This is a genomic window from Streptomyces sp. NPDC047081 (genome assembly GCF_040643775.1).
Lineage (GTDB): Bacteria > Actinomycetota > Actinomycetes > Streptomycetales > Streptomycetaceae > Streptomyces.
In genome coordinates this window covers 1-24937 of sequence record NZ_JBEYUY010000027.1, presented here as the reverse complement: position 1 = coordinate 24937, position 24937 = coordinate 1, and the positions used below count along the sequence as shown (strand labels likewise).

Sequence of the window (24937 nt, the reverse complement as noted above, 5' to 3'; positions counted from 1 at the left end):
GGGGCTGTACTCCTACTCCGGTGTTTCGTCGAGCGCGTGGGCGACCAGGGACAGGAGGGTCTCGATGACCGAGATCCGCCGCCGCGCATCCATGATCATTACAGGTATGTGCGCCGGGATCGTCAACGCCTCCCGTACGTCCTCCGGTTCGAAGCGCTCGCTGCCGTCGAAGTGGTTGACCGCGACGACGTACGGCAGTCCGCAGCTCTCGAAGTAGTCGAGCGCGGGGAAGCAGTCCTTGAGGCGGCGGGTGTCGGCCATCACGACCGCGCCGATCGCGCCGCGCACCAGGTCGTCCCACATGAACCAGAACCGCTGCTGGCCGGGGGTGCCGAAGAGGTAGAGGACCAGGTCGTCGTCGAGGGTGAGGCGGCCGAAGTCCATGGCCACGGTGGTGGTCAGCTTGCCGGGCGTGGCGGTGAGGTCGTCGGTCTCCTCGCTGGCCTCGGTCATCAGCGCCTCGGTCTGCAGCGGCGTGATCTCCGAGACGGCGGTGACGAGGGTCGTCTTGCCGACACCGAAACCGCCGGCCACGACTATCTTCGTGGCGATGGGGGCCCGGGTGCGGTCCGTCTGCCAGGACTTCAGGTCCTCGTCGGTGTCCGCGAAGGCGGTGTCTCTAAAGGCGACGGAGTCCACTCAGCACCCTTTCCAGCAGAGCGCGGTCCGGACGGCCCGTACCGTGGCCCGTCCCGGTGCCGTACACACGGATCTTTCCCTGGTCCGCGAGGTCGCTGAGCAGCACGCGGACCACGCCGAGCGGCATCTTCAGCAGCGCGGCGATCTCGGCCACCGTGCGCATGCGGCGGCAGAGTTCGACGATGGCCTGCATCTCGGGCATGACCCGGGTGCTGAGGGAACCATTCGTCAGTTCCTTGCGCTCCTCCGGCGCTTCGAGGGCCGCCACGAAGGTCTCGACCAGGAGGACGTGCCCGAAGCGGGTACGGCCGCCGGTGAGCGAGTACGGGCGGACGCGCGCGGGCTTGCGGTCGCCGCCGCGGACGGGGAGCGTCTGCTTCTTCGGCTTCGGTTTCGGCTTCGGCGGGTTGGTCATCGGGCGCTCCCGGCGGACTCCTGCTCCAGTGATTTCCGTAGCTCGCTGCGGAGTTCGGGGGTCAGCACGTGGCCGGCGCGGCCGACGAACAGCGCCATGTGGTACGCCACCACGCTCATGTCGCAGTCCGCGGAGCCGTGCACACCGAGCAGGGAGCCGTCGCTGATCGACATCACGAACAGGCTGCCCTCGTCCATCGCGACCATCGTGTGCTTCACGGCGCCGGAGTCCATCAGCTTGGCGGCGCCGATGGTGAGGCTGCCGATGCCGGAGACGATGGTGGCGAGGTCTGCGGAGGAACCCCGGGGGCCCTTGCTCTGCGGGGCCTTGGCGCGGGCCTGCTCGTTTCGGCCCGGGTCGGAGGAGAGCAGGAGCAGGCCGTCCGACGAGACCACGGCCACTGACTGGATGCCCGGCACCTCCTCGACCAGGTTCGTCAGCAGCCAGTGCAGGTTGCGGGCCTCACTGCTCAGTCCGAAGGTACTGGGCGCGGTCAACTGCTTGCCTCCTCGACAGTGCCCCCCGTGGCTTCCTCGGATACGGCTGGTTCGGTGGCCGGCACCTTGTTCTGGGCGGTCTGTTCGGCGATCTCCGCCTCTGCGTCGCGGTAGCCGGCGGAGGCGCCGCGGCGGAAGCCGCCGAGCCTGCGGCGGAGGGCGTCGGCGTCTACGGTGCCGGTGCGCTGGCGCGGGGGCGGGGTGGGGGTGGTGATCCTGGGGGTGCGCTTGGGGAGGCCCTTGGCGGTCAGGGGTTCCTCGTCGTCGGCGGTGCGGGTGTGTTCTCCGGCAGCGTCGATCCCACCCGCACCACCTGTGACGGTTTCGTGGTCGGGTGTGGGTGGCCCCTGTGGGGCGGAGTCGCCGTCGGCGGCCGCGGGTTGGGCGTGGGTGGGTTCGGGGCGGGCGTGGGTGGACCCGGGGCGGGCGTGGGTGGACGGCTCATCGTGCGGGGTGGGTTCGGCGTACGCGGCAGGTCCGGCGTGCGCGGCAGGTCCGGCGTGCGCGGCGGGTCCGGCGTGCAGGCCCTGGGTCGGGGGCTCTTCCTCTGCCGGGACCGGGGCCAGGAGTTCCATCGTGGTTTCGGCGGGGAGTTCCGGCCTCGGGGCATCGGCGCCCGGTACGGCAGCGGGCGCCGCCGGCGTCGGCTCGGGCGTCGGCGCTGTGGGCTCCGTCGAATGGGCCCCCGCCGACGTCTCTCCGGTCGCTCCCTGCCCCGTCAGCCTCTCCCCAGCCGACTCCCGCTCGGCCGGCCGGTCCCCCGTCAGCCTCTCCCCAGCCGGCCCCTGCTCCGCCGGCCGGTCCCCCGTCGGCCTCTCCCGTACCGCCCTCTCCGCCAACGCCACCAGAGGGTCCGTCTTCGGGCGGGTCGGGAGGACGTTGGAGTTGGCCTCCGCGTCGGCGCCCGGGAGGGTGAAGGTGTGGGGGGTGCCGGGGAGGTGGGTGGGGGACGTCGGGGTCGCCGAGGGCGGGGCCGGGGTCAGGAGGGGCTTCGGCAGGACCGCCACCGCCGCCACTCCGCCCTGCTTCTGCTCGCGCAGCTGGACGCGGACGCCGTGGCGGTGGGCCAGGCGGGCGACGACGTACAGGCCGAGGCCCAGGCCCTCCTCGCCCTCCTGGTCGTAGGGGGACTCGGGGTCGAAGTCGGTCAGGCGGGCGTTGAGGCGGACCATGCGGTCCGGGGTCATGCCGATGCCCTCGTCCTGGACGGAGAGCATGACCTCGCCGTTCTCCAGCAGCCAGCCGGAGACCTCGACCGGAGTGTCCGGCGGGGAGAAGGAGGTCGCGTTCTCCATCAGTTCCGCGAGGAGGTGCGAGAGGTCGTCGGCCGCGAAGCCGGCCACGTGGGCGTGCGGCGGCAGGGCCGCGATGCGGACACGCTCGTAACGCTCGATCTCGCTGACCGCCGCCCGGACCACGTCGACCAGCGGGACGGGGCCCGCGTGCTGCTGGACGTGTTCGGTGCCGGCGAGGACGAGGAGGTTCTCGCTGTGGCGGCGCATGACCGTGGCGAAGTGGTCGAGCTTGAAGAGGGTGGCCAGGCGCTCGGGATCCTGCTCGCGCTCCTCCAGGCCCTCGATGACGGCCAGTTGGCGCTCGACCAGGCCGAGCGTGCGCAGCGACAGGTTCACGAAGGTGCCGCCGATGCTGTCCCGCAGCCGCTCCAACTGCGCGGCGGAGTCCGCGAGTTCGGCGCGCAGCTCCTCGCGGGCGTCGGCCATCTTCTGGCGCTGGCCGACCAGGTGCTTGCGGTCGGACTCCAGCGTGGCGATGCGCTCGTACAGGGCGGCGGCGTGCGCGTGCAGGGCGTTGACGGACCGTACGACCTGGGCGAACTCGTCGTTGCGGCCGGTGAAGGTGACCGGTTCCTCGGCGGCGGGGTTCTCCGCCTCGGCCAGGCGGGCCGAGCCGCGGCGCAGCACCGAGAGGGGGCGGGTGAGGGTGCGGGCCATGGCCGTGGCGATGCCGACGGCGACCAGCATCAGGGCGCCGAGGACCGCGACACGGACCTCCAGCGCGGTGACGTCGTCGTCACGCAGCCGGGCGAGGTCCTTGGTGCGGCGCTCGTAGAGGGCGGACTCGGCGCCGCGCATCATCTCGACGCGCGCGGAGAGGGCGTCGTCGGCCTTGGTCGCGCTGGTGTCGAGCTCGGAGTCGGAGAGGGTCGGCTGGTCGGTGAGGGACGCCAGGTACTTCTCGGCGGAGTTCACCTCGGGGCCGGTGACCGTGTTGTCGTACGAGTTCCGGGCCGCCTCGGGGGCGGTCTCGCGGAAGTCGGCGAGGGCCGCGTCGGAGCGGACGCGGGCCTGCTGGGCGGCGGCCGTCAGCGCGTCGCGGGTCTTGGTGTCGGCGGCCGAGGAGGTGGTCGTCGTGGTCGGCAGGCCGGTGACGGGGCTGATGACCGTCTGGGTGGTCCGCGGCACGCTGAGCGCCGCGAGCAGCAGCCCGCGGGCGGCGGCGGACTGCTGTACGGCGGAGTCGAGTTCGGCGAGCGAGTACGCCCCCGAACCGGCCCGGGTCGGCATCTGCTCGGCGAGTTCCTCCGCGAGCCGGTGCAGGTCGGTGATGGCGGCCGAGTAGGCGTCGTGCGCCTCCAGGACGGTGCTCTTGCCGGTGAGCGCGGCCCGGCGCAGGGCGTCGATGCCGTCGAGGTCGCCGCGCAGGTCGCTCGGGAGGTCCGGGTCGGCGCGCAGTTCCTCGACCTGCCGGTCGACGCGGGCGCTGCGCTGCTCGGAGGGCGCCTTGGACTTGGCGCGGCCGGCCGCGATGTACGAGGTGACCTCGTCGCGTTCGTCGGCGAGCGAGTGGGCCAGCGTGAGGGCGTCCTGGGTCTGCTCGGCCAGGGTCACCAGGTCCTGGGAGTCCTTCAGCTGCCCGGAGGCGGCGAGCACGGACGGGGCTCCGGCGCCGGCGATCGCGGCGGCCACCACGGCCACGGCGACGATCAGCCGGTTGCGTACGTGGGTGGGCCGGCCCTTGCCGGTGACGGTGGCGGAAGCGGGTTCCGTGCCCCCTGCGGAGGCCGTCTGCTTGCCTGTGCGACGAGGCCGCGTCTTCTGCACCGGTGCTCGCATTCCTGACTCGTGATCCCCTGGGCCTTGGTGACGTTCCGTCAACTCCCGTCGACAATACGTGCACCCAATACGGCTCCCGACCCTCCCAACTCCCGTGGGCAGTGGCCGCGCATCACCTGACCCGCCACCCGAAGGAGTGAACATCGGAGGGGAGTTGGCGAGCAAGTTCCTCCGACGAATTCACAGGGCCTTCCGGGCAGGCCGGTTGGACGTCTTCGCCGACCGGTGGGAGCATATGCCGCCGCGCATTCCCGGAAGGCCGAATTCCACCTCAAATCAGGCGCCTGACCTGCGCGGGTGCGCCAATTCGGCGACCGTTGCCAGCCTTTGGTGAAGCGTGTGGAGACGTCGTGCAGACTGGCCGAATGCGTACGGAACTTGTCTCGGAGCCCGGCGACCCGGACCGCCCCAACGAGGACTTCACCGCCGTCGTCCTGCCCGCCTCCGGCCAGGGTGGCGCCCTGGTGATCCTGGACGGAGTGACCCCGCCGCGCGACGGGACCGGGTGTCTGCATTCCGTCCCCTGGTTCACCGCCCGCCTGGGCGGCGCCCTGACCGAACTGACCGTTTCCCGCCCGGATGTTCCGCTGTCCGGGGCCCTCGCCCGGGCGATCGCCCGCACAGCTGAAGCACATGCCGAGACCTGTGACCTTTCTCACCCGCGCACCCCACAGGCCACGGTGGTCACGGCGCGGTGGTCGCCGGAGACGGTCGAGTACCTGGTCCTGTCGGACTCGGCCCTCCTCGTGGAGTCATCGGAGGGCTCGGTGACGCCCGTACTGGACGACCGCCTGTCCCGCCTCCCCCGCTCGGCCCTGGCGACGGACGCGCTCGTGGACGCCAATGTCCGCAACAAGGAGGGCGGCTTCTACACGGCCGCCGCGGACCCGTCGGTGGCGGAGCACGCGGTCACGGGCACCTTGCCCCGAACCGCCGTACGGGCCCTGCTGGGCATGACGGACGGGGCCACGCGGTGGGTGGAGAAGTTCCGCGAGGGCGACTGGGAGGACTGCTTCCGGTTCGTGCGGAAGGAGGGGGCGGGGGCGCTGGTGCAGCGGGTGCGCGCACTGGAGACCGCCGACGTGGAACGGGTGTTCCTGCGGCGCAGCAAGACGCATGACGACGCGTCGGTGGTGTATGTGGAGCTGTGACAATGCTCAGGGGCCCAGCGTCGGCGTGGCGGTGGCCGTGGGCTGCTCCTGCCGATTCTCCGTGGCCGGTGCGGCGGTCGGCGACACCCAGACACCGACCATGGCGGTCGCCAGGGCGGTGGCCGCGGCCACGAGCACCGTGGTCGCCGGCACCGCGGCCGCCGACAGTGAGCGGAAGTTGCGGATCTGCCCCCAGCGCAGACCCGCCGCGCGCACGAGGCGAGCCTCCCAGTAGAGGCCGAGCACCAGGAAGACCGCGAGGCAGTCCCCGGTGGTCAGCAGCAGCAGGATGCCGAAATCGCCGGGCTTCAGGCCTCGGTAGAAAAGCTCCGCGAGCTCGGCGGGCAACACCACGGCGAGCAGGCACATGGCCTTGCCGAGCGGTGAGCCGCCGCGCAGCCAGGAGTAGGCGTATCCGTAGACGAAGCCGTACAGCGGCCAGCGCAGCGCGTACGTCCACACGGCCACGCCGTAGTCCACGGTCGAGACATGGCTGAGCCGCGCCGGCAACGTGTAGACGAGCCACGGCAGGCTGAGGCCGGTGAGCAGTACGGCGGCCGCCACTCCATTGCGCCAGGCGTCCCGGCCACCGGAGGAACCGAGGGCGGCCAGCCGCAGCGCCGCCGAATGCTGGGGTGCCGTGCCCCGGGCGCCGAGCGCGCCGAGCGAGCGCCATCTCGCGCTCCACTCGGGCGCGGTGAGCTCACCTGCCGCAAGCGCCGTACGCGAAGCGGTGAGGAACTCACGTCGGCTCGCCGCCAGGGTCTGGTCCTTCAACAGAGCGTGCATACGGCGGTTGTGGGCGCGCGGCCTGACCGCGTGCAGCCGGGCGGCACGGGTCTCGGCACCCGGCGGAAACAGCAGGGCGAACCCCGCCGCGGCCATCGCCACCGCCAGGTAGCCGCCCGCTCGTTGCGCATCGTCGTCGTAGAACCCGACGAAACCGAGTTGCGTCACCGCCGTGGCCACCGCCGCGATGCCCAGCCCCGAGGCGACGGCACGGACCTGCGCGGGCCACGCGCCGGCGGCGCGGCCCTCGTGCGCCAGGAACAGCAGCGCGCCGCAGATGACGACGGTCTGCATCGCCACGAGGGGCCGGTTCGCAGCGATGAACGGGAAGACTCCGGTCATCGACCACACGTCTTCCGTCTGCAGGGTCCACGCGTAGGTCCATTGGTCCAGCTCGGTCAGGACGGGCAGCCCGACCCACACCGTCAGCACGAGGGCCGCCGTGTTCCGGACGGGCCGGCCGAGCGCCGTCAGCACCGGCCACAGCAGGGCGGGCCAGCCCCAGGAAAGGGCCATCGCCACGACGTCGTCGGCCACGGTCCAGCCGCTCGTGCCGTAGCCGTCGTCGGGCCAGCCGGTCCCCGGGCCCAGGGAAACGGCGACCAGCCACAGCCCGGCCGCCGCCGTGGCCGCCCAGCGACGCCCCGCGGTGCCCAGGACACCGCGGCGCAGGGCATACCCCAGCAGCGCCGCCGCGAGGCCGCCCACCGCGACGGGAAGCAGCGGGGCCGCGGTCCCGCCGACCACCGCGAGTACGGGTACGAGTAGGAGCGGCACGACGCCGGGAACGAGCGCCAGCGGCAACAGCTGGCGCAGCCGGGGCGGCCGGCCCGTCCCGGCCCTGATCACGAACGCCCCCAGCAGGAACGGCAGCAGCACCCACCACCAGGCCACCAGTGGCATGCCCATCCCCGCGTACTGCCACCATGGCTGCGAACGTTCGTCCACGATCGCGGCGAGGGCGTATCCGAGCGTCGCCGCCGTCAGGGCGCCGCACATGACCGCCGCCGCCGTCCAGCGCCCCCGGGTCGCGGCGGGCGCCCAGCCTCGCACCAACGGCACCGCCCAGCACGAGGTCACGGCCAGCACGGCCAGCAGCAGGGCGGCCGCCTCCCGTATCGGCCAGTGACTGCCCTGGGCGGCATCGGCGAGGACGACCAGATCACCGCGCGGTTGCACCCTGGCAGCGGCGGAAACTCCCAGTTTCACGGCGACATAGCCCTTGGCCGGGAGCCGAAGTTCGACATGGTGGGCGGTCTCGCTCAGTACGGTTCCGCCTTCGACACTGAGGACGGGGCGTCGCGGCGAGTCGACGGTGAGAGTCCACCGGTCGTAGATCCCGTGCTTTCCGAGCAGGCCATCCTTGGTCGCGGCGTAGATGTACGTGGACGTGGAGGAGCAGCCGGGTCCGCCGCCCACCCAGTCGTCCCGGGAGACGTCGAACGCGTACACGCTCGACCTGGGCCCCGTCTGCTCGAGACGGTCGTCGTCCTGGCTGGTGTCCCCGGTCATGGAAGGGCAGTTCTTGCCGTCGCCGCTCAGCATGAGTTCGAAGGGAAGCCAGTCGGCCAGCTCCTGGCGATCGCTCCGCAGATCGCCGACCATGGGGTCGCCGGGCGCCAACCGCAATCTGTGCAGCGCGGTGGCACGCCAGGCGGCGCCGGTCCCGGAGTCCGGCACGACACGCACGGCCGTGCTGCCGACCCGTTCCCGGTTCCCCGCGCGGTACTTCTTCGCCGTCCTGGAATCGGTTCGGCCGTCTCCGACGTCCTGTGTCCCGCCGCCGTCCGTCCCGTCGTCGGCAATCGAGTCCCGGTAGATCCTTTCGACGACCCGCACCCACCCCACATGGGTCATCACCGGCCCTGCCAGCACACCCACGAGCAGCAACGCGACACCGACGCCCCGCCGGTACCGACGTACGACAGCCACCCCTTGCCCCCATCCCCCGAGGGAGTCAGGGTAACGGGCGGATCAACGCTCCATCACCCGGTTCAACTGCCCCAGCAACCGCGCCAGTTCGGACACCTCGCGCCGGTCCCAGTGGGCGAGCTGGCTGACGTACCGGCCTCGTCGCGCTTCCCGTACCTTGCTCACGCGTTCGCGGCCCTCCTCCGTGAGGTGGACCAGCCAGGCGCGGCCGTCGGCCGGGTCCGGTTCGCGGGCGACCAGGCCGAGGTCCTCGAGGGCGCGCAGCTGGCGGGACATCGTCGCCTTGCCCACGCCGATGTAGGCCGCGAGTTCCGTCGCCCGCTGGCGGCCGCACTCGTCCAGCCGGATGAGCAGGCCGTACGCCGCCGACTCCAGGTCCGGGTGGACCTCGCGGGCCATCTCGCCCTGGTTGGCGCGGGCGCGCCGGAACAGGATCGTCAGTTCGCGCTCCAGGGACAGGTACTCCTGGTCTGCACCACTCGGCGACGCCTGCGCCTCTCCGCGGCGTTCCCCGCCGTTTCCGCCTTCGTGCACGTCAGCCCCTGCCTCGGTTTTCCCGTACCTGAAAGTTTCCGCCAGACCCCGTCATCGCCGCAGCTCCACAAGTATTTCGCAGGGCTAGACCAACGGCAGCCTCCACCCCCTCTTCACACCAGTTCTTCTACGTGCGTAGCTTCGTCAGCGTTTCCCCCCACCGAGCATCACCGAGCCTTCGGAGGCACGCCATGCCCGTGCACAGACCGAACCCGCTCCGCCCCCGGCGCCTCTTCCTCGCCGGGCTCCTGCTCGCCGCCCTCACCCTCGCCCTCACCGCCCCGGCCGACGCGGCGACGACACCGTCCCGCGGCTCCGCCCACATGGGCATGGGCGTCCTCGCCCATGACGGCAGCGACGGCACCCCGTCCACCGGCGACGCGACCCAGACCGAGGGCGTGGACGTCGCGAGCTACCAGGGCAACGTCGCCTGGTCGACCCTGTGGAGCAGCGGGGTCAAGTGGGCCTACACCAAGGCGACGGAAGGCACGTACTACACGAACCCCTACTTCGCCCAGCAGTACAACGGCTCCTACAACGTCGGCATGATCCGCGGTGCGTACCACTTCGCCACCCCCGACACCACGAGCGGCGCCACCCAGGCCAACTACTTCGTCGACCACGGCGGCGGCTGGTCCAAGGACGGCAGGACGCTCCCCGGCGCCCTGGACATCGAGTGGAACCCGTACGGCGCCTCCTGCTACGGCAAGTCGCAGAGCGCGATGGTCAGCTGGATCGCGGACTTCCTGAACACGTACAAGGCCCGCACCGGCCGGGACGCGGTCATCTACACGGCCACCAGCTGGTGGACCGACTGCACCGGCAACTACTCCGGCTTCGCCTCCGCCAACCCCCTGTGGATAGCCCGCTACGCGTCGGATCCGGGGACGCTGCCGGCCGGGTGGACGTACTACACGATGTGGCAGTACACCTCGTCCGGCCCGACGGTCGGCGACCACGACAAGTTCAACGGGGCGCTGGACCGGGTCGTCGCCCTCGCCAACGGCTGACGCATCGGCTTACGAAGAAGGCCCGGGCCTCCCTCACGGGACCCGGGCCTTCCCTTATCCGATGGCGTCCGTCACGCCGCCACCGGAACCTCCGGCTTCGCGTCGCTCGTCGCGGGCGCGAGGGCCAGTTCCAGGACCTGGCGGACGTCCGTGACGGTGTGGACGTCGAGCTTGTCGAGGACCTCCGTCGGGACGTCGTCCAGGTCGGGTTCGTTGCGCTTCGGGATGACGACCGTGGTGACGCCTGCGCGGTGGGCGGCCAGGAGCTTCTGCTTCACGCCGCCGATCGGGAGGACCCGACCCGTCAGCGAGACCTCGCCCGTCATCGCCACGTCCGTGCGGACCAGGCGGCCGGACAGGAGCGACGCCAGCGCCGTCGTCATCGTGACGCCCGCGCTCGGGCCGTCCTTCGGGACCGCGCCCGCCGGGAAGTGGATGTGCACGCCGCGGTCCTTCAGGTCGGCCACAGGGAGCTCCAGCTCCGCGCCGTGCGACCGGAGGAAGGACAGGGCGATCTGCGCCGACTCCTTCATCACGTCGCCCAGTTGGCCGGTCAGCGTGAGGCCCGCCGCGCCCGTCTCCGGGTCCGCGAGGGACGCCTCGACGAAGAGGACGTCTCCGCCGGCGCCGGTGACCGCGAGGCCGGTGGCGACACCCGGTACCGCCGTGCGCCGCTCCGCCGGGTCCTGGGCGGACTCGGGGACGTGGTGCGGGCGGCCGATCAGGGCGCGCAGGTCGGCGTCCGTGATGGTGAACGGCAGCTCGCGGTCGCCCAGTTCGTGCTGTGCCGCGACCTTGCGGAGCAGCCGCGCGATGGAGCGCTCCAGGGTGCGGACGCCCGCCTCGCGCGTGTACTCGCCGGCGAGCTTGCGCAGGGCGCTCTCGTCCAGGATCACCTCGTCCTTGTCCAGGCCGGCCCGCTCCAGCTGGCGCGGGAGCAGGTGGTCGCGGGCGATGACGACCTTCTCGTCCTCGGTGTAGCCGTCCAGGCGGACCAGTTCCATACGGTCCAGGAGGGCCTCCGGGATGGCTTCGAGCACGTTCGCCGTGGCCAGGAACACCACGTCGGACAGGTCGAGTTCGACCTCCAGGTAGTGGTCGCGGAAGGTGTGGTTCTGCGCCGGGTCGAGCACTTCGAGCAGGGCCGCGGCCGGGTCGCCGCGGAAGTCCGAGCCGACCTTGTCGATCTCGTCGAGCAGGACGACCGGGTTCATGGACCCGGCCTCCTTGATGGCCCGCACGATACGGCCGGGCAGCGCGCCGACGTACGTACGGCGGTGGCCGCGGATCTCCGCCTCGTCGCGGACGCCGCCGAGGGCGACGCGGACGAACTTGCGGCCCATGGCGTGCGCGACGGACTCGCCGAGCGAGGTCTTGCCGACGCCGGGCGGGCCGACGAGAGCCAGGACGGCACCGCCACGGCGGCCGCCGATGACGCCGAGGCCGCGGTCGGTACGGCGCTTGCGCACGGCCAGGTACTCGGTGATGCGCTCCTTCACGTCCTCCAGGCCCGCGTGCTCGGCGTCGAGGATCGCCTTGGCGCCCTGGATGTCGTACGCGTCCTCGGTGCGGGAGTTCCACGGCAGTTCGAGGACGGTGTCCAGCCAGGTGCGGATCCAGGAGCCCTCGGGCGACTGGTCGGAGGACCGCTCCAGCTTGTCGACCTCCTTGAGGGCGGCCTCGCGGACGTTCTCCGGCAGGTCGGCGGCCTCGACGCGGGCGCGGTAGTCGTCGGACTCCTCGCCGTCCTTCTCACCGTTGAGTTCCCGCAGTTCCTTGCGTACGGCCTCCAGCTGGCGGCGGAGCAGGAACTCGCGCTGCTGCTTGTCGACGCCCTCCTGGACGTCCTTGGCGATGGTCTCGGCGACGTCCTGCTCGGCGAGGTGGTCGCGCAGCTGGGCGGTGGCGAGCTTGAGGCGGGCGACCGGGTCGGCGGTCTCCAGCAGTTCGATCTTCTGCTCGGTGGTCAGGAAGGGCGAGTAGCCGGAGTTGTCGGCGAGCTGGGAGACGTCGTCGATGGCCTGGACGCGGTCCACGACCTGCCAGGCGCCGCGCTTGCGCAGCCACGCGGTGGCGAGGGCCTTGTACTCCTTGACGAGTTCGGTGACATGGCCCGGCAGGGGCTCGGGGGTCTTCTCGTCGATGCGGGTGCCCTCGACCCACAGGGCGGCACCCGGGCCGGTCGTGCCGGCGCCGATACGGACGCGGCCACGGCCGCGGATCAGGGCGCCCGGGTCACCGTCGGCGAGGCGGCCGACCTGCTCGACGGTGCCGAGCACACCGGTGCCCGGGTAGGCGCCGTCGATGCGTGGGACCAGCAGCACCCGGGGCTTGCCGGGTTCCGATCGGGCGGCGGCCTGGGCGGCCTCCACCGCGGCGCGTACGTCGGCGTCGTTCAGGTCCAGCGGGACCACCATGCCGGGCAGCACGACCTCGTCGTCGAGCGGCAGCACGGGCAGGGTGAGCGTTGTGGACGTCGAAGCCATGATTTTCCCTCCGGCAGCCAAGTTGAGTTATGCCGACTCAATGCACGGCGGGCCACCAATGTTCCCCGGGTGCTGTTCGCTGTCAGCGATCGGGCGTTGAGCTGGGCGTTCGCCCGGCTCGCGGGGCTCGGTACCGAAAGAACACCGCAAGCTCATCGTCGTAATCCCGCAACGGCATTCACAGGAACGGCCTGCACACTGCAAGCTCGTTCACAGGTTGCGTGTGCGTCGAAGCGCCGCAAAACGGGGATTTACGGGGACTTGGGGACATCGATGAGCCAGGAGCAGCAGCGGGGGCCTGCCCGGCGTGCCGTGATCGCGGGGGCCGCCGTGGTGGCCGCCGGAGCGGCCGTGCCGCTGGTGGCGCGGGCCGCGGGTGGGGGTGGCGGGGACGGCGAGGGCGCCCCCGCCACCGCGAGGGTCCACACCGCCGCGCCCGCCGTGAGCCGGGCCGCCTCCCCCACGCCGTACCGCCGTCCCCGTTCCGACCACCGGCCCAACATCCTCTTCGTGCTCACGGACGACCAGCCGAAGGAGACCGACTGGGCCCTCCCCCAGACCCTCGACTGGCTCGGCGGGCACGGCACCGCATTCACCCGTGCGCACGCCAACACACCCCTCTGCGCGCCCTCCCGCGCCTCGATCATGTCGGGCCGTTACGCGCACAACCACGGCGTCCTCGACACCCGGCACCCGTACCACCTGGACCAGCGCACCACCGTCCAGCGCCGGCTGCACGAGGCCGGCTACCGCACCGGGCTGTTCGGCAAGTACCTCAACTTCTGGCACACCGGCGACAACCCGCCGCACTTCGACGAGTGGCTCCTCCAAGAGCCGGTGGCGTACTACAACGGCCACTACAACGACAACGGGACCGTCCGGAACATCCCCGGCTACAACACGACCGTCATCAAGGACCGCGCGCTCGCCTTCATCGAGCAGTCCCGGGTCGACGACCGGCCCTGGTTCGCGTACGTCGCCACCCGCAGCGCGCACGAGGTGAACATCCCGGAGCGGCGTTACGCGCACGCGCGCGCGCCCGGCTGGGACGGGCGGCCCTCGGTGTTCGAGAGCGACAAGGCCGACAAGCCGCCGTTCCTGCGCAAGGCCGACCACTCCTTCGCCCAGGGGAAGGCGCTGCGCGAGCGGCAGTTGAAGACGCTGCTGTCGGTGGACGACGCGATGCGTGACTTCCGGGAGAAGCTGCGGTCGCTGGGGCAGCTGGAGAACACCCTCGTCGTCTTCACGAGTGATCACGGGCTGTGCTGGGGGGACCACGGCTGGCTGCGCAAGTCGGTGCCGTACCGGCCGAGTCTGGAGGTGCCCTTTCTCGCCTCCTGGCCGGCCGGCGGTCTCGGCGAGGCCCGCACGGACGACCGGCTCACCGCGCACGTCGACATCGCGCCGACCTTCCTGGACGCGGCCGGCCTCGTCCCGGACACCCCGGTCGACGGCCACTCCCTCCTCGACCGGCGCAACGACCGCACCCATCTGCTCGCCGAGTGGTGGTGGAACCGGCAGGACAAGCAGCCGATCCACACCTGGGCGACGTACGTCGGCAAGGGCGAGCAGTACACCGAGTACTACCGGACGCGGCTGGACAAGTCCGGCCGCCCCAAGGGCAGCGGTGAGGTGCTGTTCCGGGAGTACTACGACCTCGCCGCCGACCCCTACCAGCTGAGCAACCTGCTGCACGGGGCGAACCAGGAGCGGGAACTGCGGCTGGGAATCCCCGGGTTGGCCCGGCAGTTGGCGGCCGCCCGGCAGGCCTAGCCGGGTTACCTTGCATCCCGTCCTGATCGACGACGGCGACAGCAGCGAGGGAAGTGGGCAGCCATGCCGGGTCACATCGTCAAGGGGCTGTACGAGGTCCTGGACGAGCGTTTCAGCAGCGGGCGTTGCACGAACGGCGACGGCAGGCTGGAGGTGCTGTACGACGGGTGCCGGTGGGCGGAGGGGCCGGTGTACCTGCCCGCCTGGCGGCAGTTGGTCTGGAGCGACATCCCGAACGACCGGCTGCTGCGCTGGGACGAGAGCAGCGGCGCGGTGAGCGTCTTCCGGTCCGGCGCCGGGCACGTCAACGGCAACACCGTTGACCGGCAGGGGCGGTTGGTGAGCTGCGAGCAGGGCAACCGCCGGGTGGCCCGCACGGAGCCCGACGGCTCGCTCACGGTCCTCGCCGACCGTTACGCGGGCAAGCGGCTCAACAGCCCGAACGACTCCGTCGTCCGCTCCGACGGCACGGTCTGGTTCTCCGACCCGGACTTCGGGATTCTGAGCGATTACGAGGGTCATCGCGCCGAGTCCGAGATCGGCGCGTGCAACGTCTACCGCATCGATCCGGCGACCGGCCAGGTGCATCTGGCGGCGGACGGCTTCGACGGCCCCAACGGCGTCATCCTCTCCCCCGACGAGCGGCACCTGTACGTCTCCGACTCACGGGCAGCCCGCATCCGCGTCTTCGACGTCGCCGATGACGGCACACTCTCGGGCGACAAGGTCTTCGCGGAGGCGGCGAAAGGCGTCCACTACGACAACATCCGCCTCGACGACCAGGGCCGCCTCTGGGCCGCGGCCCTGGAGGACGGCGTCCACTGCTACGACCCCGACGGCACCCTGATCGGCCGCGTCCTCGTCCCGGAGACCGCCTCCAACATCACCTTCGGCGGCCCGAAGAACAACCGCCTGTTCATCACGGCCACGACCTCGCTGTACTCGCTGGTGATGTCGGTGACGGGGGCGGTGCGGGTCTGACGCGGCGGGTCCAAGCAGGTCGGCCGAAGGGGGGAACGACGGCACATCGCGGCACATCCCGCGGAGCGCTCAGGCGGCGGACGCCCGTGCGCAGCGCCGGACCATCGGCCAGGTCGCGACGCCTATCGCCAGGGAGATCAGGTGGCCCCAGTTGGTCATCGGGTCCGTGAACTCGTACAGGTCCTCCAGGAGCATGCCGCCGAACAGGAGCAGCATGGGCCAGCGCAGCCAGGGGCGGACCAGGCCCGCCAGGGCGCCGACGGAGGTCGCGACGCCGAAGCTGATGCCGTAGTCGAGGCGGTGCAGGGAGCTGTGCGGGAGGTGGCCGAACAGGACGGCGAGACCCACCGTGCCCTCGGTGGCGAGGGTGGCCAGGACGTGGCCGAGCAGGAAGACGACGGCCGTGCGGGCGCCGCCTATCCGGCGCTCCAGGGCGGTCAGGACGAGGAGGAAGCAGAGGACGTACGGCGAGACCAGGCCGCCCGCGACCCACAGCGCGCTGGCGAGCAGGACCAGGACGGGCGTGCGGATCAGGTGGGCCACGTCTGTGCTGGAGCCCTGGTGGAGGGCGTACACGAGGGACGGGGACGCGTACGTGGTGATCAGTGACGTGAGCGTCAGGACGGCCGCGAAGGCGAAGGTGAACGGGGTTCCGGTCGGGGTCGGCAGCAGGCGCCACGGGCGCGGGAGGCGGGTCGCGGGGAGCGGGGCCGTGACCGTGGGGGCCGGGACGCGCTGGCGGGGCAGTCCGTCCAGCAGGCCGGAGACCTCGGGGAGCGGCGCGGCCAAGGGCTTGGCGTCGGCCGTCGCGGCGTTTTCCACGGGGCGGGGCTCCTTCCGTTCGCACCCCACCTTTCGGCTCCCCACGGACCTCTGTCTATGACCGACGCCACGCGAGGGCCGATTCACAGCAACCTTTAAGGGTCCTCTGGCGTCCCGCTCATCTACGCGTCGGCGGGCAGCCCCGTTCCGGCCGTGGTGACGGCGGGCAGCAGCGTGGCCGGTTGGGCACGGGCCCAGCCACGCGGGCTCGCCGGCGTTCCCAGCGGGCGAGGTCAAGGGGAACGTGCGGCAGCCCTCCTGGTCGGCTTCGGGGTCTGGGACGCCGACGTGCTGGGCGTGGCGTTCAGGCGGGCCTACGGCCTGAGCAGGCTGACCTCCCTCGCGTGCGCCGCCTGGGTGGCCGGGTTCCAGTCGCCCGTGCAGTAGATGGACGCCTCGCTGATCGCGCCGTCCCTGACCTCGGCGCGCATCAGCTCCCGGCAGTACCAGGCGCCGCCCTGCTCGTCCTCCCAGCGTTCCTCGAACTCCAGGACCAGCCCGGTCGGGGTCGGGTCGGCGCGGTGGCGCGGGACCGTGCCGAGGAAGGGGTGGCTGCGGCGGCGCACGGCGACGAGTTCCTCCCGGCCGACGGACTGGAGCCGCCACTGCGGGACGGTCAGGTCGAGGAAGACGTCGTCGGTGAACAGGCCGTCGGGAGCCGTGTTGGTCTCCAGGAAGCGCACGAAGAGATCGGCGAGCTCTTTGACGTTCATGACGTCGCCTCCGCGAGGTTGCGGCCGACGACCTCCATCGTGCTGTTCAGCTCGGCGGTGGGGCTGAACTCGACGATCTCGGTGCCGGCGAAGATGAGCGGGAGGTGGCCGGGCGCGCCGTAGTAGGCGTCGCCGGCGTGGAAGACCTCGTCGTGGTCGGCGTAACGGAACACGATCTTCCCGCTGATGACCTGGCCCCAGTGCGGGCACTGGCAGCGGTCGTCGGGCAGGCCCCGGAAGAGCGGGGCGGGGTCCATGTCCTCCTTCATGGTCTCGTACCCGACGGTGTACGGACCGACCTGGGCGTAGCGGCCCTCGATGACCGGCTCGTCGACCTGGAGCTCGGCCTCGGCCTTGGATGTACGGGGCATGGTGTCCTCCGTCGTCTCGTGGTTTCACGGAGGAGGCGTGAAGTCCGGCCGCACGGTGTGAGGCGGGGTCTCACAGGCGCCAGGCGGGCGGCTGTTCGGGCCGGTAGACGCAGAGCGTCCCGGTGCGCAGGGCGGTCTCCAGGTGACGGCCGAGTTCGGGGTGGGCCTCACCGATCCGCCGTATGGCCGCCCGGACACGTGCGGTGACGGTCGTCCGGGCGCGCTCGGCGGGGGATCCGGTACGACGGACCCGGCCGCCGATGCCGTACGCGGCCGCGAGCTGCGCGACCAGGGCGTCCCGCTCGACCGCGGCCCGGGCGGAACGGGCAGAGTCCCCGGCAGCGTCGGCGTCCTCGGCCTCCTCCTCCAGCTCCCGCAGCCTGCGCCGGTACGCGGCCCGCGCGGCGGCGTCGATCAGCTCACCGGTGTCGCCCTGGGCGTGCAGGCCGTCGGCGTCTGCCGCCGCGGCGGGCGGGGCGGCCAGCTCGACGGCCGGGACGGGGGTGCCGGGCCGCGCGAGGAGTACGGCGATGTCGCGCAGCCCCTTGCTGTCGGGGAGCCGGACGTCTCGCCCGGCGTAACGGAGGTGCCAGAGGGGGCCTTCGCGCTGGAAGACGGGGGTGTCGTGGCTGTCGTGGGTGTCGTGACTGTCGTGGGTGTCGTGGCTGTCGTGGGTGTCGTGAGTGTCGTGAACCGGAGACGGGGTGGGTGCGTGGGGCGGGGCCTCAGGGTCCGCTGCCCTGCTCGGCGTCTGCCCCGCGCCCGTGCCCGCCCGTGCGGCCGCGCCCGGCGTCTCCCCCGCGATCCGCTCCACCAACGCCACCGCGCCCGCCGCCTCCGCCGCTCGTAGTGCCCGCTCCCGGTGCGCGCGGGCGCGGTCGGCGTCCCCCATCGCCGTTGCCAGCAGGGCGAGATGACGGTCCACCGGGCCCCTGATCGCCGCGCCGATGCCCTCCACCGCGAACAGGTCGGCGTACGGAGCGAGCAGGTCGTACAGGACGGGCGCGGCGGGGTGGGAGCCGACGGCGGCGACCGTTTCCGCGGCCTGGGCCAGCATCGGCAGCCACTCGCTGTCGCGGGGCGCCGCGCCGAGCCGGGGCGCGACGGCCGAGAGGCGGCGCGCGGCCTCCTCCACGCGGCCGAACTGCGCGGCGACCAGGGCGAGGGAGACGCGGGGCCACAGCATCGGGGAGCGTTCCAGCTGGGTCGCCTCCGCCCGTACCCGCGCCAGCCCGTCGGGGTCGCCCGTCTCGGCGTACAGGCACCAGCGCTGGGTGACGGCGAGCATGGCGGCGTTGTCGCTGCCGGCCCGGCGGCCGAGCTCCTCGACCTCGTCGAGGGCGGCGGCGCAGTCGTCGTAACGGCCCTCCATCAGTGCGCGCGTGCCGCGCCAGAGCGGCACGTACCAGGCGTAGAGGGGTCGCCGCAGCGGCCGTACGACCGCTTCGTACGCCGCCGCCTCCGCCTCGGCCTCGGCGAAGGCGCCCGTCTCCATCAGGGCGACCAACCGCAGGCGGCGGCCGAGGAGTTCGAGCACGGGGTCGCGCAGGTCGCGGGCGACGGTGACGATCTGCGCGGTCCAGGTGAGCCGGTCGCGGCAGTGGTCGGGGCCGGGGCGGGCGTCGCAGAGGGCGGCGAGGGCGGGGCCGAGGGTGGCGGGGTCGCCGGTCTCGCGGGCGATGCGGACGGCTTCCTCGGCGAGGGCGATGCGCTGCCGCTCGGTCTCGACAAGCCCGGCGGCAAGGGAGAGCCGTGCGGTCACGGCGGCGCGCAGGGCGGCGTGGGCGGGCCGGCCGGCGAGCGCGTGCCGGGCCTCGGTCAGCAGGTCGAGCTGCTCCCGGTCCGCCAGATCGACCTCGAACCCGACGACACCGGTACCGAGCCCGAGGGCGGCCCGGGCAAGCAGATCCGCGCGGCGGAGTTGCCGGGCAAGAGCGGCGGCATGGAGCAGCGCGCTCCGGGCGGGGCCGCGCTCACCGGCGCCGAGGCGGGCTGAGGCTAGGCCGAGGAGGAGCTCGATGAATTCTGCGGAGGCTGGGGGAGACGGGGCCGTGGGCGAAGACGGAGGGGATGGAGGAGGGGGAGGGAATGGAGGAGGGGGAGGAGGGGGAGGAGATGGAGCAGGTGCAGATGTAGGTGCAGGCGCTGAGAGCGGAGTGCCGGAGCCCGGCCCGGCTGCCGCGCGGGGAGGGCCGACCGAAGCCGCTCCGCCCGCCGTACGCGTCGCACGGGGGCGCCCGTCCGAACCCGCCCCGTGAGGGCGCCCGTCAGGCCCGGAGTCCGGTGCAGCACCGACCTCGCCGTCCTGCGCCGCTACCTCCGCCCACGGGTTGCCCGCACCACCGGCGCCGGTACCACCCGCCGCCGGCCCGTCCTCACCCCCCACCCCCACCAAACCCCACGCTCCCATCGCCCGCTCGTACCACCGCACCGCGTCCTCGAAAGCGAACAGGGATTCCGCTCGGGTTGCCGCCTCGTGGGCGTAGTGGGCGGCCCGGAGGGCGTGTTCGGGGCCGGCGAGGAGGAGGTGGTGGGCGACCTCCGCGGGGCCCGTGTCGCGGCCGCGGCGGGCGTGGCCGGCCAGAACGTCCGCGGCGGCGTGGTGCAGGGCCGCGCGCTCGGCCGGGGCGAGGGAGTCGTACACCGCGTCCCGGAGCAGGTCGTGCCGGAAGGCACCCCGGTCGGCCCCGGCCTCTGCGAGCAGCCCGGCCCCGGCGGCCTCGCCCAGCAGCGCCCGTACCTCCCCCAGCGGCACGTCCGCCGCCTCGGCCAGCACGTCCAGCCGGAAACGCGTGCCCAGCACGGCGGCCACGTCCAGCACCCGTGCCGCCCGGGGCGTCAGATCGGCCAACCGTTCCTGTACGGCGACCCGCACGGCGGCCGAGGAGACCCCGGGCCCGTCCACGGCCGACGGGGCGCCCCAACTGCCCGCCCGCAGCAACTCGGTGACGAAGAAGGCGTCGCCACCGGTACGCCGTACCAGCCGCCGAACCTCGTCCTCGCCGGGCGCCGCCCCCGTCACCGCCGCGACCAGCTCCGCGACATCCCGCACGTCCAACGGCCCGAGCGGCAGGACCCGCCCCCGCCGAAGCAACTGCCCCCGAACCCGCGCCCGTCCATCACCGCCGGGGCCGCCCGTCAGGTTCCGCCCCTCGCCCCCGCGGCCATCACGCCTCTCGCCCCCGCCGTCGCGCCCCTCGGTACCGCCATCGCCCCGACCCCGGACACCAGCCGCTCCCGCGCCCCGCGCCCAGTCCCCCGCCCTTCCTCCACCGCCGCTCCCGGCGCCCGCCCTGCCATCGCCCCCTTTCCCCCGGGCCGCCTCCTCCAAGTCCCCCTCGCCCCCTGCCCGGCCACCGGCCACGCCCGCACCCTCCGGCCCCCTGCCCCACCCTCCCCAAGCCGCGTCCTCATCCCAGGCTTCCTTCAGGCCCCTCTCGCCGCTTGCCCGACCACTGGCCGTCCCCACATCCCCTGGCCCCCAGTCCCGTATCCCCCAAGCCGCGTCCTCATCCCGCGCCGTCGCCAGCAGCAGTACCGGTGCTGTCCGCACCGCGTCCGCCGTCTCCAGGAGCAGGCGCAAGGACGACGTGTCGGCCGCGTGGACGTCGTCCAGGATCAGAAGGAGGGGGTGGCGGCGCCCGGCCGTGATCAGGAGGTCCGTCACGTCGCCGGTGAGGCGGAGCCGGGCCGTCTCTGGATCCGTGCCGTCGCCGGTGAGGCGCGGGCGGGACGGCTCCGGGTCCGTGCCGTCGCCGGTGAGGCCGAAGCGGGCCGGCCCCGCGTCCGTGCTGTGCAGGGCCGTCGAGCCCGAGCCCGAGAGCAGGGCGCGGAGGGGTGGTGAGGCGGCGACCAGGCGGCCGCATGCCGTGTCCGTCGCGGCCAGTTCCCGCAGTACCCGGGACCAGGGGCGGAACGCCCGGCCGGCCGTCTCCGGCGGGCACCATGTCCACAGCGTGCGGAAGGCGTCGGCGTGCGCGGCAGCCTCCTCCGCGGTGCGGGTCTTGCCCGCCCCCGCGGGCCCGGTCAGCGTGACCAGCCCGCCCCGGCCGCCCGCCGCCCGTTCCAGCGCGGCCCGCAGCTCGCCCAGCACGTCCTCGCGTCCCACGAACGGGTAGAACGGGTCACGCGCGGCCATCCAGCCACCACTCATTTCTCGCCGGTCCCTCGCGGCAAGGAGCCCTCGAGGAACCTGCCAGGGGTGCCTGCCAGGCGCCTGCCGAGAGCATGCCGAGAGCCTGCTTAAGAGCGTAGGCACGGGCGGCGCCACATGCGAGGCACACGACCCTCACACAACCCGCACAGCGACCGAACGCAGCGATCGAGCGCCCCGGTCGCCCCCGGTCGCGCCGCTGCGGTGGAGTGTCCCGGCCACCCGTGATACCCCGGCCCTCCCCTTCCCGTTCATGCAGGATGGGGGCCATGAGCGTCTTCTACGACAACCCCGTGGTCCTGGACCGTCGTGAGGGCCCGTACGGCGAGGTCGTGCTGCGGCGGCACGGGGAGCTGTTGCAGATCATCGCCAACGGCTGCTTCCTCATGGACACCTCGGACGGACGTTCCGAGCGGCTGCTCGTCGACGCCGCGCTCGCCGCCCTGGACGCCCGCGAAGAGCCGAACGTGCTGATCGGCGGCCTGGGCGTCGGCTTCTCGCTCGCACACGCGGCCGCGAATCCCCGCTGGGGCGCCGTCACCGTCGTAGAACGTGAACCCGCCGTCATCGACTGGCATCGCCACGGCCCGCTTTCCGAACTGTCGCGGGACGCCCTCGCGGATCCGCGCACCGAGATCGTGGAAGCGGATCTCGTGGAATACGTCCATGAGACATCCGACACGTACGACGCACTGTGCCTGGACATCGACAACGGACCCGACTGGACCGTCACGGAGGGCAATGACGGGCTCTACTCGGCATCCGGACTCGCGGGCTGCGCAAGGGTGTTGCGGCCCGGCGGGGTGCTCGCGGTGTGGTCTGCGCAGCCCTCTCCGGAATTTGAAGGAACACTGTGGAATGCCGGGTTCCAACAGGTGCGTACCGAAGAGATCCCGGTTGCCCGGGGCGTTCCGGACGTCGTACACCTCGCCGTACGACCTGGATAGCCCAGACGCGGTAACTCCCCGTACCCTGCTCACCTGACGCGGATCATTCAAGCGTCAATCGCAAGCATGCGCAGGCATAGCCAGGCAAAGCCAGTCAGAAGGAATGACCCCCACGCATTCCGGAAAGCAACAGGGGCGGGCGATGGAGCAGACCCACACATCCCAGAACGGCACGACGGCGACCCCGGGCGCACAGCGCCGGGTGCTGGTGGTCGAGGACGACCCGACCATCGTCGACGCCATCGCGGCCCGCCTGCGCGCCGAGGGTTTCCTCGTGCAGACCGCGGGTGACGGCCCGGCCGCCGTCGACACCGCCGAGGCCTGGCAGCCCGATCTGCTGATCCTCGACATCATGCTGCCCGGCTTCGACGGTCTGGAGGTCTGCCGCCGTGTGCAGGCCGCCCGTCCGGTGCCGGTGCTGATGCTCACCGCGCGCGACGACGAGACCGACATGCTGGTCGGGCTCGGCGTCGGCGCCGACGACTACATGACCAAGCCGTTCTCCATGCGGGAGCTGGCCGCAAGGGTGCATGTGCTCCTGCGGCGCGTCGAGCGGGCGGCGCTGGCCGCCGCGACGCCGCGCTCCGGCATCCTGCGCCTCGGCGAGCTGGAGATCGACCACGCGCAGCGGCGGGTGCGGGTGCGCTCCGAGGACGTCCATCTGACGCCCACGGAGTTCGACCTGCTCGTGTGCCTGGCCAACACGCCCCGCGCGGTGCTCTCCCGGGAGCAGCTGCTCGCCGAGGTGTGGGACTGGGCGGACGCCTCGGGCACCCGCACCGTCGACAGCCACATCAAGGCGCTGCGCCGGAAGATCGGCGCCGAGCGGATCCGCACCGTGCACGGTGTGGGCTACGCGCTGGAGACCCCGACGCCATGAGCGGCGGTCCGGCCGCACGGAGAGGCCCCGGGGAGCCCGAGCCCTGGGGTGGGCTGCGCCCGTTCTCGATCAAGACGAAGCTGGGCGCGCTGGTCGTCATCGCGGTTCTCATCACCACCGGGCTGATGATGATCGCGATGCGTACGGCGACGGAGCTGCGCTTCATCACGGTCTTCTCGATGATCGCCACGCTGCTGATCACGCAGTTCGTGGCCCATTCGCTCACCGCGCCGCTGGACGACATGAACGCCGTGGCCGGCGCCATCTCGCACGGCGACTACACCCGCCGGGTGCGCGAGAACCGCCGGGACGAGCTGGGCGACCTGGCCCAGACGATCAACCGCATGGCGGACGACCTGGAGGCCCAGGACCGCCAGCGCAAGGAGCTGGTGGCCAATGTGTCGCACGAGCTCCGGACGCCCATCGCGGGGCTGCGCGCCGTGTTGGAGAACATCGTCGACGGTGTCACGACCGCCGACCCCGAGACCATGCGCACGGCTCTGAAGCAGACCGAGCGGCTGGGACGTCTCGTGGAGACGCTGCTCGACCTGTCCCGCCTGGACAACGGCGTCGTACCGCTGCGGCAGCGGCGTTTCGAGGTGTGGCCGTATCTGTCGGGCGTGCTCAAGGAGGCCAACATGGCCGTGCCCGCGCGTGCGGGCATCGCCTCGGGCTCCGGCAGCCACACGCGTACGGACGTCCATCTGCACCTCGACGTCTCCCCGCCGGAGCTGACCGCGCACGCGGACCCGGAGCGCATCCACCAGGTAGTGGCGAATCTCATCGACAACGCCGTCAAGCACAGCCCGCCGCACGGCCGAGTGATCGTGAAGGCCCGGCGCGGGGCCCAGCCCGAGTCGCTGGAGCTGGAGGTGCTCGACGAGGGCCCCGGCATCCCGCGCTCCGAGTGGCACCGCGTCTTCGAGCGCTTCAACCGCGGTGGCGCGGGCGCGTCGAACGGACAGGGCGGCGACGGCGGTACGGGCCTCGGGCTCGCGATCGCCCGCTGGGCGGTCGACCTGCACGGAGGCCGGATCGGAGTGGCCGAATCCGAGCGGGGCTGCCGGATTCTTGTCACCCTTCCGGGAGAGACATCCGTTCCAAGTTGACGTAAAGTCCGGTCCGGAGCCTCAAGATCCACCTGAGTCCGGGCTGACGGACACGTGTGATCAGGCACACGCCCGCACGCACTGTGTGCAGGGCGTGCATCGACGCATCCCGGAACCACCGATTCGTAGCGGAACCACGCTTGTTTCCCGCCAATTCCGGGCCCGAAACACGCTTTGCGGTGTGACTTACGCGACGATGACCTTGCTCGGCCTCACCTTCCCGGCCATGGGGGCGTAGCCTTTATTCCCGCTGTCCATCACCTTGTGAGAAGCGGAAGAGGGCGGTTGCCGCCGTGTCGCCACAGTCCCCCAGTAACTCGAGCATCTCGACCGACGACCAAGCCGGGAAGAACCCCGCAGCTGCGTTCGGTCCCAACGAGTGGCTCGTCGACGAGATCTATCAGCAGTACCTCCAGGACCCGAATTCGGTAGACCGAGCCTGGTGGGACTTCTTCGCCGACTACAAGCCGGGAGCGGCCTCCGCGTCGGCTCCGACGGGTACCACGGCGGCTCCCACGGCTCCTGCGGCGCCCGCCGCCCCGGCTGCTCCGGCCGCCTCCGTCCCGGCGCCGGCCCCGGCCGCCCCCGCCGCGCCGAAGCCCGCTAGGTGCTGTACCGCAGCCGGTCGGTGCCGACGGCCCCTTGTGCCGCTTACCCGCTT

At 72.2% G+C, this 24937-nt stretch carries 19 protein-coding genes; 8 read left to right on the top strand and 11 right to left on the bottom strand.

Annotated elements, in window-relative coordinates:
• Window positions 1–12: 12 nt before the first annotated feature.
• Genes ABZ848_RS37425 through ABZ848_RS37410 form a run of 4 tightly spaced genes read right to left on the bottom strand, consistent with a single transcriptional unit; the run spans window position 13 to window position 4613 of the window.
• Window positions 13–639, bottom strand: coding sequence for an ATP/GTP-binding protein (locus tag ABZ848_RS37425; protein ID WP_360839217.1), 627 nt, complete (start codon window positions 637–639; stop codon window positions 13–15).
• Window positions 620–1054 carry a DUF742 domain-containing protein gene (locus ABZ848_RS37420; protein ID WP_360839216.1) on the bottom strand — a complete coding sequence of 145 codons (435 nt, stop codon included), beginning with the start codon at window positions 1052–1054 and terminating at the stop codon, window positions 620–622. The genes ABZ848_RS37425 and ABZ848_RS37420 overlap by 20 nt, the downstream gene beginning before the upstream one ends.
• On the bottom strand, window positions 1051–1551 hold the full coding sequence (locus tag ABZ848_RS37415) for a roadblock/LC7 domain-containing protein (protein ID WP_360839214.1): 501 nt from the start codon (window positions 1549–1551) through the stop codon (window positions 1051–1053). Before ABZ848_RS37415 ends, ABZ848_RS37420 begins: the two co-directional genes overlap by 4 nt.
• Window positions 1548–4613, bottom strand: a complete 3066-nt coding sequence (locus tag ABZ848_RS37410) for a nitrate- and nitrite sensing domain-containing protein (RefSeq protein ID WP_360839213.1) — start codon at window positions 4611–4613, stop codon at window positions 1548–1550. Before ABZ848_RS37410 ends, ABZ848_RS37415 begins: the two co-directional genes overlap by 4 nt.
• Before the next feature lie 377 nt (window positions 4614–4990).
• On the opposite strand from ABZ848_RS37410, the gene ABZ848_RS37405 reads away from it, so the two are divergent.
• Window positions 4991–5776, top strand: coding sequence for a protein phosphatase 2C domain-containing protein (locus tag ABZ848_RS37405; RefSeq protein ID WP_360839211.1), 786 nt, complete (start codon window positions 4991–4993; stop codon window positions 5774–5776).
• 6 nt (window positions 5777–5782) lie between these two features.
• On the opposite strand, the gene ABZ848_RS37400 is transcribed toward ABZ848_RS37405, so the two are convergent.
• On the bottom strand, window positions 5783–8497 hold the full coding sequence (locus ABZ848_RS37400) for a hypothetical protein (protein WP_360839209.1): 2715 nt from the start codon (window positions 8495–8497) through the stop codon (window positions 5783–5785).
• A gap of 42 nt (window positions 8498–8539) precedes the next feature.
• Window positions 8540–9031 carry a MarR family transcriptional regulator gene (locus ABZ848_RS37395; RefSeq protein WP_360839208.1) on the bottom strand — a complete coding sequence of 164 codons (492 nt, stop codon included), beginning with the start codon at window positions 9029–9031 and terminating at the stop codon, window positions 8540–8542.
• Between the two features lie 191 nt (window positions 9032–9222).
• Between ABZ848_RS37395 and ABZ848_RS37390 the strand changes: the two genes are divergently transcribed.
• Window positions 9223–10041: a lysozyme gene (locus ABZ848_RS37390; protein ID WP_360839206.1), complete on the top strand. Its 819-nt coding sequence runs from the start codon at window positions 9223–9225 to the stop codon at window positions 10039–10041.
• A gap of 71 nt (window positions 10042–10112) precedes the next feature.
• Here ABZ848_RS37390 and lon read toward each other — a convergent pair whose 3' ends face one another.
• The gene (gene lon / locus ABZ848_RS37385) at window positions 10113–12527 is read right to left on the bottom strand and encodes an endopeptidase La (protein ID WP_360839204.1); all 2415 of its coding nucleotides are present in this window, start codon (window positions 12525–12527) and stop codon (window positions 10113–10115) included.
• Window positions 12528–12800: 273 nt separating this feature from the next.
• On the opposite strand from lon, the gene ABZ848_RS37380 reads away from it, so the two are divergent.
• On the top strand, window positions 12801–14300 hold the full coding sequence (locus ABZ848_RS37380; protein ID WP_360839202.1) for a sulfatase: 1500 nt from the start codon (window positions 12801–12803) through the stop codon (window positions 14298–14300).
• Between the two features lie 63 nt (window positions 14301–14363).
• A complete protein-coding gene (locus tag ABZ848_RS37375) occupies window positions 14364–15281 on the top strand; it encodes an SMP-30/gluconolactonase/LRE family protein (RefSeq protein ID WP_360839200.1) in 918 nt (305 codons plus the stop codon).
• Window positions 15282–15350: 69 nt separating this feature from the next.
• On the opposite strand, the gene ABZ848_RS37370 is transcribed toward ABZ848_RS37375, so the two are convergent.
• The 4 genes from ABZ848_RS37370 to ABZ848_RS37355 form a co-directional block, all read right to left on the bottom strand.
• Window positions 15351–16103 carry a rhomboid-like protein gene (locus tag ABZ848_RS37370; protein WP_360839198.1) on the bottom strand — a complete coding sequence of 251 codons (753 nt, stop codon included), beginning with the start codon at window positions 16101–16103 and terminating at the stop codon, window positions 15351–15353.
• 314 nt (window positions 16104–16417) lie between these two features.
• On the bottom strand, window positions 16418–16816 hold the full coding sequence (locus ABZ848_RS37365; protein WP_360839197.1) for a hypothetical protein: 399 nt from the start codon (window positions 16814–16816) through the stop codon (window positions 16418–16420).
• Complete coding sequence (locus tag ABZ848_RS37360; protein ID WP_360839195.1) at window positions 16813–17187, bottom strand: hypothetical protein; 375 nt, start codon at window positions 17185–17187, stop codon at window positions 16813–16815. The genes ABZ848_RS37365 and ABZ848_RS37360 overlap by 4 nt, the downstream gene beginning before the upstream one ends.
• Window positions 17188–17257: 70 nt before the next feature.
• Window positions 17258–21325 carry an AAA family ATPase gene (locus tag ABZ848_RS37355; RefSeq protein WP_360839194.1) on the bottom strand — a complete coding sequence of 1356 codons (4068 nt, stop codon included), beginning with the start codon at window positions 21323–21325 and terminating at the stop codon, window positions 17258–17260.
• 284 nt (window positions 21326–21609) lie between these two features.
• Between ABZ848_RS37355 and ABZ848_RS37350 the strand changes: the two genes are divergently transcribed.
• From ABZ848_RS37350 to ABZ848_RS37335, 4 genes are all read left to right on the top strand, one after another.
• Complete coding sequence (locus tag ABZ848_RS37350; RefSeq protein WP_360839192.1) at window positions 21610–22287, top strand: spermidine synthase; 678 nt, start codon at window positions 21610–21612, stop codon at window positions 22285–22287.
• 142 nt (window positions 22288–22429) lie between these two features.
• Window positions 22430–23167: a response regulator transcription factor gene (locus ABZ848_RS37345; protein ID WP_242766257.1), complete on the top strand. Its 738-nt coding sequence runs from the start codon at window positions 22430–22432 to the stop codon at window positions 23165–23167.
• Entirely contained in the window at window positions 23164–24276 is a 1113-nt protein-coding gene (locus ABZ848_RS37340; protein WP_360839190.1) for an ATP-binding protein, read from the top strand. Before ABZ848_RS37345 ends, ABZ848_RS37340 begins: the two co-directional genes overlap by 4 nt.
• Window positions 24277–24569: 293 nt before the next feature.
• Window positions 24570–24937: hypothetical protein (locus ABZ848_RS37335; protein ID WP_360839188.1), on the top strand; the 368-nt coding region annotated here is incomplete at its 3' end.